We start from the raw sequence: 13,454 nt of genomic DNA on the forward strand, positions 1-13,454 counted from the left end.
TGGCATCGCCACGGCAAGCGGTTGCAACGCTGCCCTGTGCTCTCAGGCAAGGAGAGCTTACATGCCCATGCCGCCCATGCCGCCCATCCCACCCATATCAGGCATACCGCCGCCAGCAGCTTCTTCTTTCGGAGCTTCTGACACCATGCACTCGGTGGTCAACATCAACGAAGCCACGGAGGCTGCGTTTTGCAGCGCGGTGCGGGTCACTTTGGTTGGGTCCAAGATACCCATTTCGATCATGTCGCCATAGGTGTCGTTGGCAGCGTTGAAGCCGTAGTTACCTTTGCCAGCCAACACCGCGTTGACCACCACCGATGGTTCGCCACCGGCGTTGTACACGATCTCGCGCAGAGGCGCTTCGATGGCTTTCAACACCAGCTTGATACCGGCTTCTTGGTCAGCGTTGTCACCCTTGATGGTGCCAGCGGCTTGACGGGCACGCAGCAAAGCCACGCCACCACCAGCCACGATGCCTTCTTCCACAGCAGCGCGGGTGGCGTGCAGGGCGTCTTCCACGCGGGCTTTTTTCTCTTTCATTTCGACTTCGGTGGCAGCGCCCACTTTGATCACGGCAACACCGCCAGCCAACTTGGCCACGCGCTCTTGCAGTTTTTCGCGGTCGTAGTCAGAAGTGGCTTCTTCGATTTGCACGCGCACTTGTTTGACGCGGGCTTCGATGTCAGCAGCAGCACCTGCGCCGTCGATGATGATGGTGTTTTCTTTGCCCACTTCGATGCGCTTGGCTTGGCCGAGGTCAGCCAAGGTTACTTTTTCGAGGGTCAAGCCCACTTCTTCAGCGATCACTTTGCCGCCGGTCAAGATAGCGATGTCTTCCAACATGGCTTTGCGACGATCACCAAAGCCAGGTGCCTTGACAGCCACAACTTTCAAGATGCCACGGATGGTGTTGACCACCAAAGTTGCCAAGGCTTCGCCTTCGACTTCTTCGGCAATGATCAACAAAGGACGGCCTGCTTTGGCAACGGCTTCCAAGGTGGGCAACAGGTCACGGATGTTGCTGATCTTCTTGTCAAACAACAACACGAAGGGGTTGTCCAACAAAGCAGCTTGCTTCTCGGGGTTGTTGATGAAGTAGGGCGACAGGTAGCCGCGGTCGAATTGCATGCCTTCCACTACGTCGAGTTCGTTGTTCAACGACTTGCCGTCTTCCACAGTGATCACGCCTTCTTTGCCCACTTTTTCCATGGCGTTGGCGATGATTTCACCAATGCTGTGGTCGCTGTTGGCAGAGATCGAACCGACTTGGGCGATTTCTTTGCTGGTGGTGGTGGCCTTGGTGGCTTTCTTCAGTTCTTCGATCAAAGCAGTCACTGCTTTGTCGATGCCGCGCTTGAGGTCCATGGGGTTCATGCCTGCGGCCACGTACTTCATGCCTTCGCGCACGATGGCTTGTGCCAACACGGTGGCAGTGGTGGTGCCGTCGCCAGCGTTGTCAGAGGTCTTGGAAGCGACTTCCTTGACCATCTGGGCGCCCATGTTTTGCAACTTGTCTTTGAGTTCGATTTCTTTGGCCACGGACACACCGTCCTTGGTCACGGTGGGAGCGCCGAAAGAGCGCTCAAGCACCACGTTGCGACCCTTGGGGCCCAGGGTCACTTTGACCGCGTTGGCCAAAATGTTCACGCCTTCAACCATGCGTGCGCGGGCTTCGCCGCCGAAAATTACGTCTTTTGCTGCCATTTTGAATTCTCCAGATATTTGATTAGGCGACCACGGCGAAGAGGTCTTCTTCTTTCATGACCAACAGCTCTTCACCGTCGACTTTGACGGTTTGGCCGCTGTACTTGCCGAACAACACGCGTTCGCCAACTTTGACGTTCATGGCGAGCAGTTCGCCTTTGTCATTTTTCTTACCTGGGCCAACGGCCAGGATTTCGCCTTGATCGGGCTTTTCAGCAGCGGAATCAGGGATCACGATGCCAGAAGCGGTTTTTGTTTCGCTTTCGATACGTTTAACGATCACGCGATCGCCGAGAGGACGAAGTTTCATTGCATCTCCAAATTGGAACTAAAGGATTGAAATTACCTGGAGTCGGGTGCGAGTTGTTAGCACTCGACGCCATTGAGTGCTAATTTTAGGGCATGTCTGTGACATTTCAAGGGCAGGGGCCAAATCAGTGGGGTGTTTTGTTCAGCCTGAACCCGCGCGCGTCAGGGCAGATCGAGGTTTTCTGCCGGTGCGGTGGCGTTGCGTGGGCCCACTTGTCCCAAACGGGCCTTGAGTGACTGAGGTTGTCCGGTGATCAACGCCGCGTAGTTGGTGGTGTTGGAAAGCACCTTTTTCACATAGTCACGGGTCTCGTTGAATGGCACGTTCTCGGCCCAGATGGCACCTTCCAAGACCGGACCTGCCCCCTCGTTGGGCGCACGCCAACGGCGTGAGCGGCTTGGGCCTGCGTTGTAGGCCGCAGCGGCCAAGGGCATCGAGCCTTCAAAGCTGTCGAGCACCAATTTCAGATAACCCGTGCCGATGGCTATGTTGGTGTCGCGGTCGGTGATTTGGTCGGGTGTGAAACCGTTCATGCCGATCTTGCGCGCGGTCCACTTGGCGGTGGCGGGCATGACTTGCATCAAGCCCGAGGCGCCCACGCCAGAGCGTGCGTCCATCACAAAGCGGCTTTCTTGGCGAATCAAGCCGTACACATACGCTGGGTCGAGGTTGATGTCGCGTGCACGTGCAATGACGCTGTCTTTGAAGGGCATGGGAAAGCGCTGTTCAAAGTCCATCACCTGGCGCGTCTTGTCGCTGGTGTTGATGCAGCGGTCCCACACCTGGTGGTCGCAGGCCAGCTGAGCGGCTGCGAGCAATTCGCGGTCGCTCATCAAGCCGCTTTGACCTTGGGCATTGACCAGGTTGGTGGCGTAGTTCCATTCGCGCACACCTTCAGACCGCAAACCGATGGCCATGGCATACAGCGCACGTTGCAAGGAAGGGTTGTTGCGTGCGACTTCCATTTCTTCTGGCGCCGGTGGCGCAGGGCGAGCGGGGGCGGTCACTTTGCGGCCCAACTCTTCCAGGGCCAGTTGCTCGTAAAAGCCGCGTACGCCAGCAATGCTCTCTAGCGCGGCGGTGGCTTCTTGTTGCACTTGAGGCGTCACGCGCTTGCGTGCCAGCAAGGCGCGGGCGTGCCAATAAATCCAGGTGGGGTCGCGTCGTGCGTCGGGGCTCATGGCCTGAATGGCCGACTCCACCGTTGCCCATTTCGGGCTGTTTCCTGCGCGCAGTGCTGCGCGGGCTTTCCACGCCAACATGTCGTCATTGAGGTCTTTGTCGTGGGCCACGCGGGCGAAGTGGTCCAGCGTGTCTTCGTCCAGACGCATGGCCGATTGACGGCCAATCACCCCCCACACCCAGTGGCGTTCTTCGGTCGTGAGGTAAGGCTGCCATTTGTTTTTCATCAACCTGGCGGCTTCGTCTGCATCGGTGGCGGCCACCTTGACCAAAGCCATGACCACCAACTCTTGACGTACTTTTTGTGGGGCCGCGATGTGCTTGGCTAAGAATTTGAGGGCGTTGTTGTTCAAGTCAGTCACCGCGTTGGCGGCATCTGGCGCCACGATGAACACCGCATTGCGTGCCGTGCGTGGGCGGTTGTGTTCCATCATCAGGCGGGCTTTGCGCCAAATGTCCAAGGCCGTGAATTGCTTGTTGAAATACAAGCGGTCTGCTGCCAGCGTGCAGCCGTCATCGGCCTCGCGCATGCCCATCCAGTTGCGTCTTACCTCGTCTGCCAAATCGGGTGTTGCCCGTGGCCCTTTTTCAAGCAGCTCGACGGTCAATATGTAGCAACGCAGTTCACGGTCGTCGCGCATGCGGTAATGCGGGTGTTCGTCGCTCAGTGTGGTCCAGTCACGTCGACTGCCCAGCAGCAGCAACCAATCGTTGCGCAAGCGGTCTTCTTGGTAGGTGCCGGCATAGCGGCTCAGGTAGCTGCGCACCTCTTGCGTGCTGGCTTCATCTAGGCGGGCTTTGAGTTCCCAGTACGCGGCCCAGGCTTCGAGTGGATGGCCTTTGGCTTGCGGCAGCAAGGCACTCAAACGCTTGCGGTCGCCACGCTTGAAGGCTTGGGCCATGTCGGTGATGACCGCGTCCGCTTTCGGATCGGTGATCACCGTGGCTGCTTGAGCGGAGGGGCTGAACAGCTGGAGCGCAAGAGTGACCCCAGCAAACAATGACACAATGACAGACAACTTCATGCACTGATTATCTGTGGACAAAAAAACTTTGCGCCAGCAGCTCATTGAAGAGCGTTTGAATTTGCCCGACAGGCTGGAACGGGCCGACATGTTGCAACGCGTGATGCGCATCTGGTTGTTTGACCGTCCCGATGCGGTCATCGGCGCTTACTGGCCCATCAAAGGCGAGTTCGATCCACTGCCTGCCTTGCACCGCTGGAAAGAAGACGGCGAGTTGCTCGACCAACCGCAACGCCGCCGCATCGGCTTGCCCGTGGTCGACAAAGCCCACAAGACCTTGACCTTCCACGCTTGGTATCCCGGTTGCCCGATGGAAGAAGATGCCTACGGTATTCCCAAGCCCAAAGACACCGAAGTGATCGTGCCCACCTTGTTGTTTGTGCCCTGCGTGGGCTATGGGCCGGGTGGTTTTCGCTTAGGGTACGGCGGTGGCTTTTACGACCGCACCTTGGCCACTTTGCAGCCCAAGCCTTTCACTGCGGGTTTGGGTTTTACCCACGGCTTCATTCCTGACTTGATGCCCGAAGCCCACGACATGCCGCTGGATGCTTTGTTGAACGACAACGGCGTGGTTTGGCCCATGGGCTGAGTGGCCATCACGCCATGGCGTCTTTCTCACCTATGGTGCGACGCGTGGCAAGTGCCTGCTCGGTCAGCCATTGGCTGAAGTTTTGGGTTTCAGGCCGATTCAAGCTGCGCGGATTGACGATCAGCCAATAGGCCATCGGAGACTCTGTGCGGTCTTGCGGTAAAACTTCTACCAAATCGCCATTGGCCAAACTTTCTGCCACCAAAGGCAGCCGTGCCAGCACCACGCCTTGACCGCTCATGGCGGCCTGAACCATTTGGTAGGAGTAGTTGAAATGCAACCACCGCTTGGGTTGCAAGTGGCCCAGTTGATGGGTTTCAAACCAGCGCTGCCAAGTCAACCAGTCGAGGTGGCTGTGGTTGGCGTCTATCGACTCAATCAAGCTGAAGCCTTGCAGGTCTTGGGCGGTGCGCACAGGCTGCGAGTTTTTCAACAACCAAGCACTGGCCATGGGCGTGAGTTGTTCGCCAAAGAGGCGCTGCGCATGTGCGGGCATGCGTGATGCTGGCCCATAGCGCAAAGCGATGTCGATGCCTGAGGCCTCAAGGTCGACGGCGTGGTCTGACGCTTCGACGCGGATGTCGATTTCTGGGTGCGCACGTTGGAACATTTCCAGCCGAGGAATCAACCACATCGATGAGAAAGACGCAAAGGTGGTGATCGATACGGTTTGTCGGCTCGCCTTGTGCCGAATTTGACGCACCGTCAAATCCAGTCTCTCCAACAAGCTGCCCACGCAGGCCAGCAACTCCACGCCATCTGCCGTGAGTTCAACCGCGCGCGTATGGCGGGCAAACAGTCGCACGCCCAACTCTTGTTCAAAAGCTTGAATTTGTCGACTTACTGCCGATTGCGTGAGCGCCAATTCATGGGCGGCCAGTCGGTAGTTGCGGTGACGTGCCACCGTCTCAAAGGCGCGCAAGTTGCCAACCGTCAATGGACGTGTGCGTAACAAGGGGCGAGCAGGCGGCGACATAGGGGTCCTGTTGCAGTGGGCTCCCAAGCGTAACGGGAAACAAGGCGTCGATTGATGCGTTGTGGGTATCAAACGGGACGTACTTTTTCATTGGACGATGCACACCAAACCACACACCATCACATGCTTTGTCACGCTTGTGGCGCTGGAGTGATTGCCATGTGTTTCTCAGATGCTTCGCCTTTGCTGTTGGATGCCGCTGCCTGTTGGACTGTGCCGCGTGGTCAGGCCTTGAGTGTGTATGCCACGCAGGTGGCACGTTTGCAGGTCGTGCGTGGGCGTGTTTGGGGCACCTTTGATGGCCCACATGCTTGTGCAAAAGAGGCCGATTGGATTTTGTTGCCAGGCCAATGCGTCGTCGTCCACCCTTTGCAGCGTTTGGTGGTGGAGGCATGGGCACGTTTTGCAGGCGATGAGGCCTGGTTGTGCTGGCAAGCCCCAAGCCAACAGGCTTGAGGTGGCTGGCAGAATATTGGGCATGGCCCGCCCTAAATCTGCCTCTCATGATCTCAAACGCGACGAAATCTTAGACATTGCCGCGCAATGCTTTGCCGACGGCAGCTACCCCGCCACCAGCATGAGCACCATCGCCGCTGCGGGGGGTACGTCCAAAGCGCGGCTTTACCACTATTACGAGAGCAAAGAAGCGATTCTGTTTGACTTGCTCGACCGCTACACCCAACGCTTGTTGGCATTGATTGGTGAGTCTGAAGCGGTGGCCCAGCGCCGCAACTTGGATGACAGGGCGGCCTTGCACGAATTGGTGCGTCGCTTTTTGCAGGAGTACGAAAACTCAGCCACCCGTCATGTGGCCTTGTTGGCTGACACCAAATTCTTGGGTGAAGAGCAACGTGCGTTGATCGTGGCACGCCAGCGCGACGTGGTGGCCGCCTTCACGCGCTTTTTGAAACGGGCTTACCCCGAGCGTTTGAATCCGGTCAACCAAACCGCCGTCACCATGATGCTGTTTGGCATGATCAATTGGACCTTCACCTGGTTGCGCCCGGGTGGGCCGATCAGCTATGCGGCGTTTGCCGATGAGGTGATTGCGATGTTGGAGCGCGGACTTTCTTGATGACTTGAGGGGTTTACCAATTCGTAACGCATTTCGATTAGGTAAAATCGATGCCAATACAACCAGGAGACAAGTTCTATGTCCACCGCTCCCACCAAAGCCTTTGCCAGTCAAGCTGACCTGGATGAGAAAAAAATCACCTTCCAGCAACTCAGTGCGCATTGCTGGGCCTACACCGCTGAAGGCGACCCCAATTCGGGCGTGATCATTGGCGACAAATACATCTTGGTGAGTGACGCCACCGCCACGCCCGCCATGGCGCGCGACCTGATTGCCAAAATCCGCACCGTCAGTGACAAGCCCATCAAGTACGTGTTGTTGACCCACTACCACGCGGTGCGTGTGCTGGGGGCCAGCGCCTACGCAGCCGAAGGCGCGACTGAAATCATTGCCAGCCGTGGCACGTATGAGCTCATCGTCGAGCGTGGCGCCCAAGACATGCAAAGCGAGATCGAGCGCTTCCCACGTTTGTTCCGTGGTGTCGAAGGCATTCCCGGTTTGACCTGGCCCACGATGGTGGTGGGCGATGGGCAGCCGGGTCGCCAAGGCTCTTTGTGCATCGACTTAGGGGGCGTGAAAGTGGACATCTGGCACCCCGGTGCAGGCCACACGCGTGGCGACACCATTGCCTGGGTCGAGGCTGAGAAGGTGCTGTTCAGTGGCGACTTGGTGGAGTACGAAGCCGGTGTTTACACCGGTGACGCCCAACTCGAAGAATGGCCTGCCACGCTCGAAGCCTTGCGCGCGTTGAATGCCGAGGCCATCGTGCCTGGGCGCGGTGAAGCCATGATGGGCCACGCCAATGTCAACAAGGCCTTGGACTACACCAAGCGCTGGGTGGAAACCTTGTTTGGCTGTGGCAAGGAAGCTGCCAAGCAGGGCTTGGATCTCAAAGCCTCCATGGCGTTGACGCGCCAAAGTATGGATCCGATTTTTGGCCATGTGTTCATTTACGAACACTGCTTGCCGTTTGATGTGAGCCGTGCCTACGACGAAGCCCAAGGCATCAAGAACCCACGCATCTGGACGGCTGAGCGCGATAAAGACATGTGGGCCGCGCTGCAGGCCTGATTTATTTTTGACTGATCAGCGTTTTCAAATCGGTTTCGTAGCCGCGCAAGGTCTCGACCAAGCGTTGGCGTTGCGCTTGGGTGGTGCTGTTGTGCAGTTTGGCAAAGCCCGTGCAGTTTTCTTGCCATAAGGCTTGGCTGTAGCTGCGGTATTGCTCGTTGGGTGAATTGAAAGCCCTGTCGATCCAGGTGCGCAGCAGTGTTTGTGCTGTGCTTGGCGCTGCGGCCATGCGCTGCAAAGTTTGCAAGCTGTCGGCCTGGCGGCGTTCGCGTTCGGCATATTGGGTGGTTGCATCAAAGATGGATTCGTTCAGCCAGTGGTTCAACACTTCGCGTTGCGGGTCATCGAGTCGGCCATAAAAGTCTTCCAACCTGTTCAAGGCCTGCTTGGTGCGGTAACGCAAGCGTTTCTCTGCGCTGCCTTCGAGCCAATCGGAGCGCCACTCTTTGTTGGTCTTGTCATAGCGCTTGCGCATGTGTTGGAGCTGCTGGGCGTTGAGTTGCGTGCCAAGTCGTGCAGCAGCGGGTTCGATGTGGCGCAGCAGCGTCAGGAAGCTGGTCTTCATGTCTTCGGTCGTTGCGCACACTTGGGCCGCCGTGACGTCTTGCAGCGCCATGCTGCGTGCTTTTTGCAGCAGCGCCACGTACTCGGGCAGCTGCTGTTGACGGTGCCAACGCTGTAGCTCGCTGAGCGCTTCTCGGGTGCTGGCTTTTTGCTCGGCCTCCAAGTCGACATAGGCGTCCACCCACCAGTAAAGCAAGTCATCGCTCTGGTTATAGACCAGTTTGATCGTGCTGCACCCGCTCAGACATGCGAATGCCAACACCCCTAGCCAAAGAAAGGCTTGGCGGATAATTCTTCGCAATAAAAGGATGAATGACATGACAGTGTTGGATGTGGTGATCATGGCGGCCGGCAAAGGCACACGCATGAAGAGCAGTATGCCTAAGGTTTTGCACCGCTTGGCCGGCAAGGCTTTGGTGCAACATGTGATCGACACCGCACGCAGCTTGCAGGCACGCCACACCATCGTCATCACGGGGCATGGTGCAGAACAGGTAGAGGCCGCGTTGCAGCAGGCCAATCCAGGAGACGGCTTGCAGTTCGCCCGTCAAATGCCCCAGCTCGGCACGGGCCATGCGGTGCAACAAACCGTGCCTTTGTTGGGTGACGACGCGGTGGTGGTGGTGCTCTCGGGCGATGTGCCCTTGACCCAGGCCGACACCTTGCAAGCCTTGATCGACGCCTGCGCAGGCCAACACTTGGCCTTGTTGACCATCGCGTTTGACGACCCCACCGGCTACGGACGCATCGTGCGCAATGCCGATGGCCAAGTGCAAGCCATCGTGGAGCATAAAGACGCCAGCGACGCACAACGCGCCATCTGCGAGGTCTACAGCGGAATCATGGCGGTGCCCGCCAAGTTGCTCAAACCCTGGCTGGCGCGCTTGGACAACCACAACGCGCAACAGGAGTACTACCTGACCGATGTGGTCAAGTTTGCCGTGGCCGATGGTGTGTCGGTGGTGGGTCACCAAATTGCCGACCCGGCCCAAGTGGCCGGTGTCAACAGCCCCACGCAACTGGCCGAGTTGGAACGTGCGTTTCAGCTGCGCCAAGCCCAGGCCTTGATGGCCGAGGGTGTGCGCATCATCGACCCCGCACGCTTTGATGTGCGCGGCAGCTTGCATTGCGCGCAAGATGTGGAGATTGATGTGAACTGCATCTTTCAAGGTCAAGTGTTTTTGGGCCAAGGCGTGAAGATCGGTGCGAACTGCGTCATCGCCAACTGCGTCATCGAAGCGGGTGCGGTGATTCACCCCTTCACCCATATTGATGGCGAACAACTCGGCGTGGCCGTGGGGGAGGGCGCCCTGATTGGCCCCTTTGCCCGCTTGCGCCCCGGCGCACAACTGGCCGCAGAGGTGCACATTGGCAACTTTGTGGAGGTCAAAAACTCCACCCTGGCCCGTGGCGCCAAAGCCAACCACTTGGCCTATTTGGGCGACGCCACGGTGGGCGAGCGCGTCAACTTTGGCGCGGGCAGCATCACCGCCAACTACGACGGTGCCAACAAACACCGCACCGTCATCGAAGCCGATGTGCATGTGGGCAGCAACTGCGTGTTGGTCGCGCCCGTCACCATTGGCGCGGGCGGCACGGTGGGCGGTGGCTCCACCATCACCAAGAGCACCGAGCCCGGTGCTTTGAGCGTGGCGCGGGGCAAGCAGGTGAGCATGGCCAATTACAAGCGGCCTGTTAAAACCCCAAAGTAGCCTCATGGCTTGAACGAATCGTTCGATTCGTGCTAAATTTGGCGTATGCAAACTTTTTCCGCCAACGAAGCAAAAACCCAATTCGGTCAATTCATTGACTTGGCCCAGCGCGAGCCCGTGCGTGTCATGCGCCGTGATCGGGTGGTCGGGGTGATGGTCTCGGCCCAAGACTACGAAGCGATGCGCGAGTTTTACGCCAATCGCTTGCAGCACACCCTGCAAGACACCGCCATGCAAGCCGAAAAAGCGGGCATGACCCCCGAGCTGCTCGAAGATTTGCTGCGTGACGAGTCTTAAGCTGGTCATCGACACCAATGTGTTGATCAGTGCGGCCTTGTCCACACAAGGCGCACCTGCCAAGCTGGTCCAATTGGCTTTGGCGAAGCACCGTTTGGTTTTTTCGCAAGCCACGTTCGATGAGCTGCGGACACGTCTTTACCGCCCCAAGTTCGACCGCTTCATTTCCTTGGAGTCGCGTGAGCGCTTGCTCCATGACTTCAATGCTTGTGCGCACTGGGTCGAGATCGGTGTACCGGGCTTGTATTGCCGCGACCGTGATGACGACAAAATGGTTGAGACCGCCCTCCAGGCCAGCGCCGCTGCCTTGATCAGTGGTGACAAAGACTTGCTGGACATGGCAGCGATTCCTGGCTTGCAAGTTCTCTCGCCTCAGCAAGCCTTGGTATTTTTAGGCGCTTAAGTTCTTTGAATTCGCAGCGGCCACGTGCTGCTGAACTTGGCCCGCTTCACGCTGAAAAACGCTTTCACGTTGCGCACATTGGCGTCTTGCGTAAAGAGGCGCTGCGTCAGCGCCAGGTAGCTCGGCATGTCGGCGGTTTGCAGTACCAACATGAAGTCGGGCCCCGGTGACACACGCCAACACTGTTGCACCGCGTCTTCGGCCACTGCGCGTTGTTCGAACGCATCCATGTGTTCGCTCCCCTGCCGGTCCAGCGTCACTTCCACCAGCGCACTCAAGGCGGGTCCTTGTGCGGCGCTCAAGCGGTCGGCGTTGAGCACGGCCACTTGGCGCTCTATCCAGCCCTCTTGCTGCAAACGCTTGACGCGGCGCAAGCACGTGGGTGGCGACACCTTCACGCGCTCGGCCAAAGCTACATTGCTCAGGCTGGCGTCGTGTTGGAGCAAGTCCAAAATCTGCAAATCAATGGCATCTATTTCTTCCATAAATCAGATGATAAAGAAATTTAATTTCAATATCAATGATTTATAAAATTTAAATCCATATAAATCAAAAAATAGTAGAGAAATTTCTTTCTGCGCAGCCTACGATCCGCAGCAACGTTATTCAGGAGTGCAAAACATGTGCGGCATCGTCGGAGCAGTTTCATCGCGCAACATCGTCCCCATCCTTGTTCAAGGCTTGCAGCGCCTGGAGTACCGGGGGTACGACTCGTGTGGCGTGGCCGTGCATGCCGCCAGCTTGGGCGCTAAGCAAGGCGGCTTGCAGCGTGCGCGCAGCACCGCCCGCGTGTCTGAGCTCATGACCCAAGTGGCCGATGACCACATCGAAGGCGGCACCGGCATTGCCCACACCCGCTGGGCCACCCACGGTGTGCCAGCGGTGCACAACGCCCACCCCCACTTCAGCCACGGGCCTGGTGCTGACGCTGACCAACGCCCGGGCCGTGTGGCCTTGGTGCACAACGGCATCATTGAAAACCACGACGAATTGCGTGCTGAGCTGCAAGCCAAGGGCTATGTGTTTTATAGCCAGACCGACACCGAGGTCATTGCCCACTTGGTCGACAGCCTCTACAACGGCGACATTTTTGAAGCCGTCAAAGCCGCTTTGGCGCATTTGACCGGTGCTTATGCGATTGCCGTGTTCCACAAAGACGAGCCACACCGCGTCATTGGGGCGCGTGCCGGTTCGCCTTTGATCTTGGGCGTTGGTCAAGACGGTGCTGAAACCTTTTTGGCCAGCGACGCCATGGCCTTGGCCGGCGTGACCGACCAAATTGTCTACCTCGAAGAGGGCGACTTGGTCGACCTGCAACTGGGCAAGTACTGGGTGTTTGACAAGGCGCGTCAGCCGGTGACCCGTGTCGTCAAAACTGTCCACGCCCACAGCGGTGCTGCCGAGTTGGGGCCTTACCGCCACTACATGCAAAAAGAAATTTTTGAACAACCCCGCGCCATTGCCGACACCCTGGAAGGGGTCGAGGGCATCGTGCCCGAGTTGTTTGGCGACGGCGCCTATTCAGTGTTCAAAGCCATCGACAACGTGCTGATCTTGGCCTGTGGCACCAGCTATTACAGCGGCTGCGTGGCCAAGTACTGGATCGAGGCCATTGCCAAAGTGCCCTGTCAGGTGGAGATTGCCAGCGAGTACCGTTACCGCGAATCGGTGCCCAACCCCAAGACCTTGGTCGTCACCATCAGCCAGTCGGGCGAAACGGCGGACACATTGGCCGCGCTGCGCCATGCGCAAAGCCTGGGGCTCACACACACCCTCACCATTTGCAATGTGGCCACCTCGGCCATGGTGCGCGAGTGCCAGTTGGCCTATGTCACGCGCGCGGGGGCTGAAATTGGTGTGGCCTCCACCAAGGCTTTCACCACCCAACTGGCTGGCTTGTTCTTGCTCACCTTAGCCTTGGCGCAAACCAAGGGCCATTTGACCGACGCGCAAGAAGTCGAACACCTCAAGGCCATGCGCCACTTGCCTGCCGCCTTGCAAGCCGTGCTGAACCTAGAACCGCAGCTCATCGCGTGGGCACAAGACTTTGCGTCCAAAGAAAATGCCTTGTTCTTGGGCCGTGGCACGCATTACCCCATCGCCCTGGAAGGCGCGCTCAAGCTCAAAGAAATCACCTACATCCATGCCGAGGCCTATGCCGCGGGTGAACTCAAACACGGCCCCTTGGCCTTGGTGACCAGTGCCATGCCGGTGGTCACCGTAGCCCCGAACGACGCCTTGCTGGAAAAGCTCAAAAGCAATATGCAAGAGGTGCGCGCGCGCGGCGGCGTGTTGTATGTGCTGGCCGACGGCGACACCAAAATTCAAAGCAGCGAAGGCGTGCACGTCATCCGCATGCCTGAGCACTACGGCGTGCTCTCGCCCATCTTGCACGTGGTGCCGCTGCAACTGTTGGCGTACCACACGGCGTGTGCGCGGGGCACCGATGTGGACAAGCCGCGTAACTTGGCGAAGTCGGTCACAGTGGAGTGATGCAGGTTGTGCATTTCCCAGGTATTCCTTGCAAATAAAGTCGTAAACAGCCC

General features: G+C 58.0%; 14 protein-coding genes. 8 read left to right on the forward strand and 6 right to left on the reverse strand.

Annotated elements, in window-relative coordinates; all coding sequences use genetic code 11:
• Positions 1-57 precede the first annotated feature (57 nt).
• From groL to B9Z39_RS03590, 3 genes are all read right to left on the reverse strand, one after another.
• Complete coding sequence (groL, locus tag B9Z39_RS03580) at positions 58-1,704, reverse strand: chaperonin GroEL (RefSeq protein ID WP_108300741.1); 1,647 nt, start codon at positions 1,702-1,704, stop codon at positions 58-60.
• A 22-nt stretch (positions 1,705-1,726) separates the two neighbouring features.
• Entirely contained in the window at positions 1,727-2,014 is a 288-nt protein-coding gene (gene groES / locus B9Z39_RS03585; protein WP_100148011.1) for a co-chaperone GroES, read from the reverse strand.
• A gap of 161 nt (positions 2,015-2,175) precedes the next feature.
• Positions 2,176-4,221: a lytic transglycosylase domain-containing protein gene (locus B9Z39_RS03590; RefSeq protein ID WP_108300742.1), complete on the reverse strand. Its 2,046-nt coding sequence runs from the start codon at positions 4,219-4,221 to the stop codon at positions 2,176-2,178.
• A gap of 13 nt (positions 4,222-4,234) precedes the next feature.
• Between B9Z39_RS03590 and B9Z39_RS03595 the strand changes: the two genes are divergently transcribed.
• Complete coding sequence (locus B9Z39_RS03595; RefSeq protein ID WP_108300743.1) at positions 4,235-4,810, forward strand: 5-formyltetrahydrofolate cyclo-ligase; 576 nt, start codon at positions 4,235-4,237, stop codon at positions 4,808-4,810.
• Between the two features lie 7 nt (positions 4,811-4,817).
• Here the strand turns inward: B9Z39_RS03595 and B9Z39_RS03600 are convergent, their stop codons facing one another.
• Positions 4,818-5,786 carry a LysR substrate-binding domain-containing protein gene (locus B9Z39_RS03600; protein WP_108300744.1) on the reverse strand — a complete coding sequence of 323 codons (969 nt, stop codon included), beginning with the start codon at positions 5,784-5,786 and terminating at the stop codon, positions 4,818-4,820.
• 159 nt (positions 5,787-5,945) lie between these two features.
• On the opposite strand from B9Z39_RS03600, the gene B9Z39_RS03605 reads away from it, so the two are divergent.
• From B9Z39_RS03605 to B9Z39_RS03615, 3 genes are all read left to right on the forward strand, one after another.
• Positions 5,946-6,242 (forward strand): DUF2917 domain-containing protein, encoded by a 297-nt coding sequence (locus B9Z39_RS03605; protein WP_158269446.1) that lies wholly within the window; start codon positions 5,946-5,948, stop codon positions 6,240-6,242.
• Between the two features lie 22 nt (positions 6,243-6,264).
• Positions 6,265-6,861 carry a TetR/AcrR family transcriptional regulator gene (locus tag B9Z39_RS03610; protein WP_100148006.1) on the forward strand — a complete coding sequence of 199 codons (597 nt, stop codon included), beginning with the start codon at positions 6,265-6,267 and terminating at the stop codon, positions 6,859-6,861.
• A 78-nt stretch (positions 6,862-6,939) separates the two neighbouring features.
• Positions 6,940-7,932, forward strand: coding sequence for an MBL fold metallo-hydrolase (locus B9Z39_RS03615; protein WP_108300746.1), 993 nt, complete (start codon positions 6,940-6,942; stop codon positions 7,930-7,932).
• Position 7,933: 1 nt separating this feature from the next.
• Here the strand turns inward: B9Z39_RS03615 and B9Z39_RS03620 are convergent, their stop codons facing one another.
• Positions 7,934-8,815 carry a DUF6279 family lipoprotein gene (locus B9Z39_RS03620; protein ID WP_143474218.1) on the reverse strand — a complete coding sequence of 294 codons (882 nt, stop codon included), beginning with the start codon at positions 8,813-8,815 and terminating at the stop codon, positions 7,934-7,936.
• Here B9Z39_RS03620 and glmU point away from each other — a divergent pair.
• Genes glmU through B9Z39_RS03635 form a run of 3 tightly spaced genes read left to right on the forward strand, consistent with a single transcriptional unit; the run spans position 8,814 to position 10,908 of the window.
• Entirely contained in the window at positions 8,814-10,208 is a 1,395-nt protein-coding gene (glmU, locus tag B9Z39_RS03625) for a bifunctional UDP-N-acetylglucosamine diphosphorylase/glucosamine-1-phosphate N-acetyltransferase GlmU (RefSeq protein WP_108300937.1), read from the forward strand. The two genes, B9Z39_RS03620 and glmU, sit on opposite strands and share 2 nt — an antisense overlap.
• A gap of 45 nt (positions 10,209-10,253) precedes the next feature.
• Positions 10,254-10,505 (forward strand): type II toxin-antitoxin system Phd/YefM family antitoxin, encoded by a 252-nt coding sequence (locus B9Z39_RS03630; RefSeq protein ID WP_100148003.1) that lies wholly within the window; start codon positions 10,254-10,256, stop codon positions 10,503-10,505.
• The gene (locus B9Z39_RS03635) at positions 10,492-10,908 is read left to right on the forward strand and encodes a putative toxin-antitoxin system toxin component, PIN family (protein ID WP_108300747.1); all 417 of its coding nucleotides are present in this window, start codon (positions 10,492-10,494) and stop codon (positions 10,906-10,908) included. The genes B9Z39_RS03630 and B9Z39_RS03635 overlap by 14 nt, the downstream gene beginning before the upstream one ends.
• Here B9Z39_RS03635 and B9Z39_RS03640 read toward each other — a convergent pair.
• Positions 10,905-11,393, reverse strand: coding sequence for an Lrp/AsnC family transcriptional regulator (locus tag B9Z39_RS03640; RefSeq protein ID WP_100148001.1), 489 nt, complete (start codon positions 11,391-11,393; stop codon positions 10,905-10,907). The genes B9Z39_RS03635 and B9Z39_RS03640 overlap by 4 nt on opposite strands.
• A gap of 136 nt (positions 11,394-11,529) precedes the next feature.
• Between B9Z39_RS03640 and glmS the strand changes: the two genes are divergently transcribed.
• Positions 11,530-13,401, forward strand: coding sequence for a glutamine--fructose-6-phosphate transaminase (isomerizing) (gene glmS, locus B9Z39_RS03645; protein WP_100148000.1), 1,872 nt, complete (start codon positions 11,530-11,532; stop codon positions 13,399-13,401).
• The last annotated feature ends 53 nt before the right edge of the window (positions 13,402-13,454 follow it).

Origin of the sequence: Limnohabitans sp. JirII-29, assembly GCF_003063395.1 — a bacterium.
Taxonomy (GTDB): Bacteria; Pseudomonadota; Gammaproteobacteria; order Burkholderiales; family Burkholderiaceae_C; genus Limnohabitans.

Excerpts from the sequence above, each read along its gene's own strand:
- B9Z39_RS03605 (WP_158269446.1), top strand. The coding sequence starts at position 5,946 with ATGTGTTTCTCAGATGCTTCGCCTTTGCTGTTGGATGCCGCTGCCTGT.
- B9Z39_RS03640 (WP_100148001.1), bottom strand. The coding sequence starts at position 11,393 with ATGGAAGAAATAGATGCCATTGATTTGCAGATTTTGGACTTGCTCCAA.
- B9Z39_RS03630 (WP_100148003.1), top strand. The coding sequence starts at position 10,254 with ATGCAAACTTTTTCCGCCAACGAAGCAAAAACCCAATTCGGTCAATTC.
- B9Z39_RS03600 (WP_108300744.1), bottom strand. The coding sequence starts at position 5,786 with ATGTCGCCGCCTGCTCGCCCCTTGTTACGCACACGTCCATTGACGGTT.
- glmS (WP_100148000.1), top strand. The coding sequence starts at position 11,530 with ATGTGCGGCATCGTCGGAGCAGTTTCATCGCGCAACATCGTCCCCATC.
- B9Z39_RS03620 (WP_143474218.1), bottom strand. The coding sequence starts at position 8,815 with ATGTCATTCATCCTTTTATTGCGAAGAATTATCCGCCAAGCCTTTCTT.
- groES (WP_100148011.1), bottom strand. The coding sequence starts at position 2,014 with ATGAAACTTCGTCCTCTCGGCGATCGCGTGATCGTTAAACGTATCGAA.
- glmU (WP_108300937.1), top strand. The coding sequence starts at position 8,814 with ATGACAGTGTTGGATGTGGTGATCATGGCGGCCGGCAAAGGCACACGC.
- B9Z39_RS03590 (WP_108300742.1), bottom strand. The coding sequence starts at position 4,221 with ATGAAGTTGTCTGTCATTGTGTCATTGTTTGCTGGGGTCACTCTTGCG.
- B9Z39_RS03610 (WP_100148006.1), top strand. The coding sequence starts at position 6,265 with ATGGCCCGCCCTAAATCTGCCTCTCATGATCTCAAACGCGACGAAATC.
- B9Z39_RS03615 (WP_108300746.1), top strand. The coding sequence starts at position 6,940 with ATGTCCACCGCTCCCACCAAAGCCTTTGCCAGTCAAGCTGACCTGGAT.
- groL (WP_108300741.1), bottom strand. The coding sequence starts at position 1,704 with ATGGCAGCAAAAGACGTAATTTTCGGCGGCGAAGCCCGCGCACGCATG.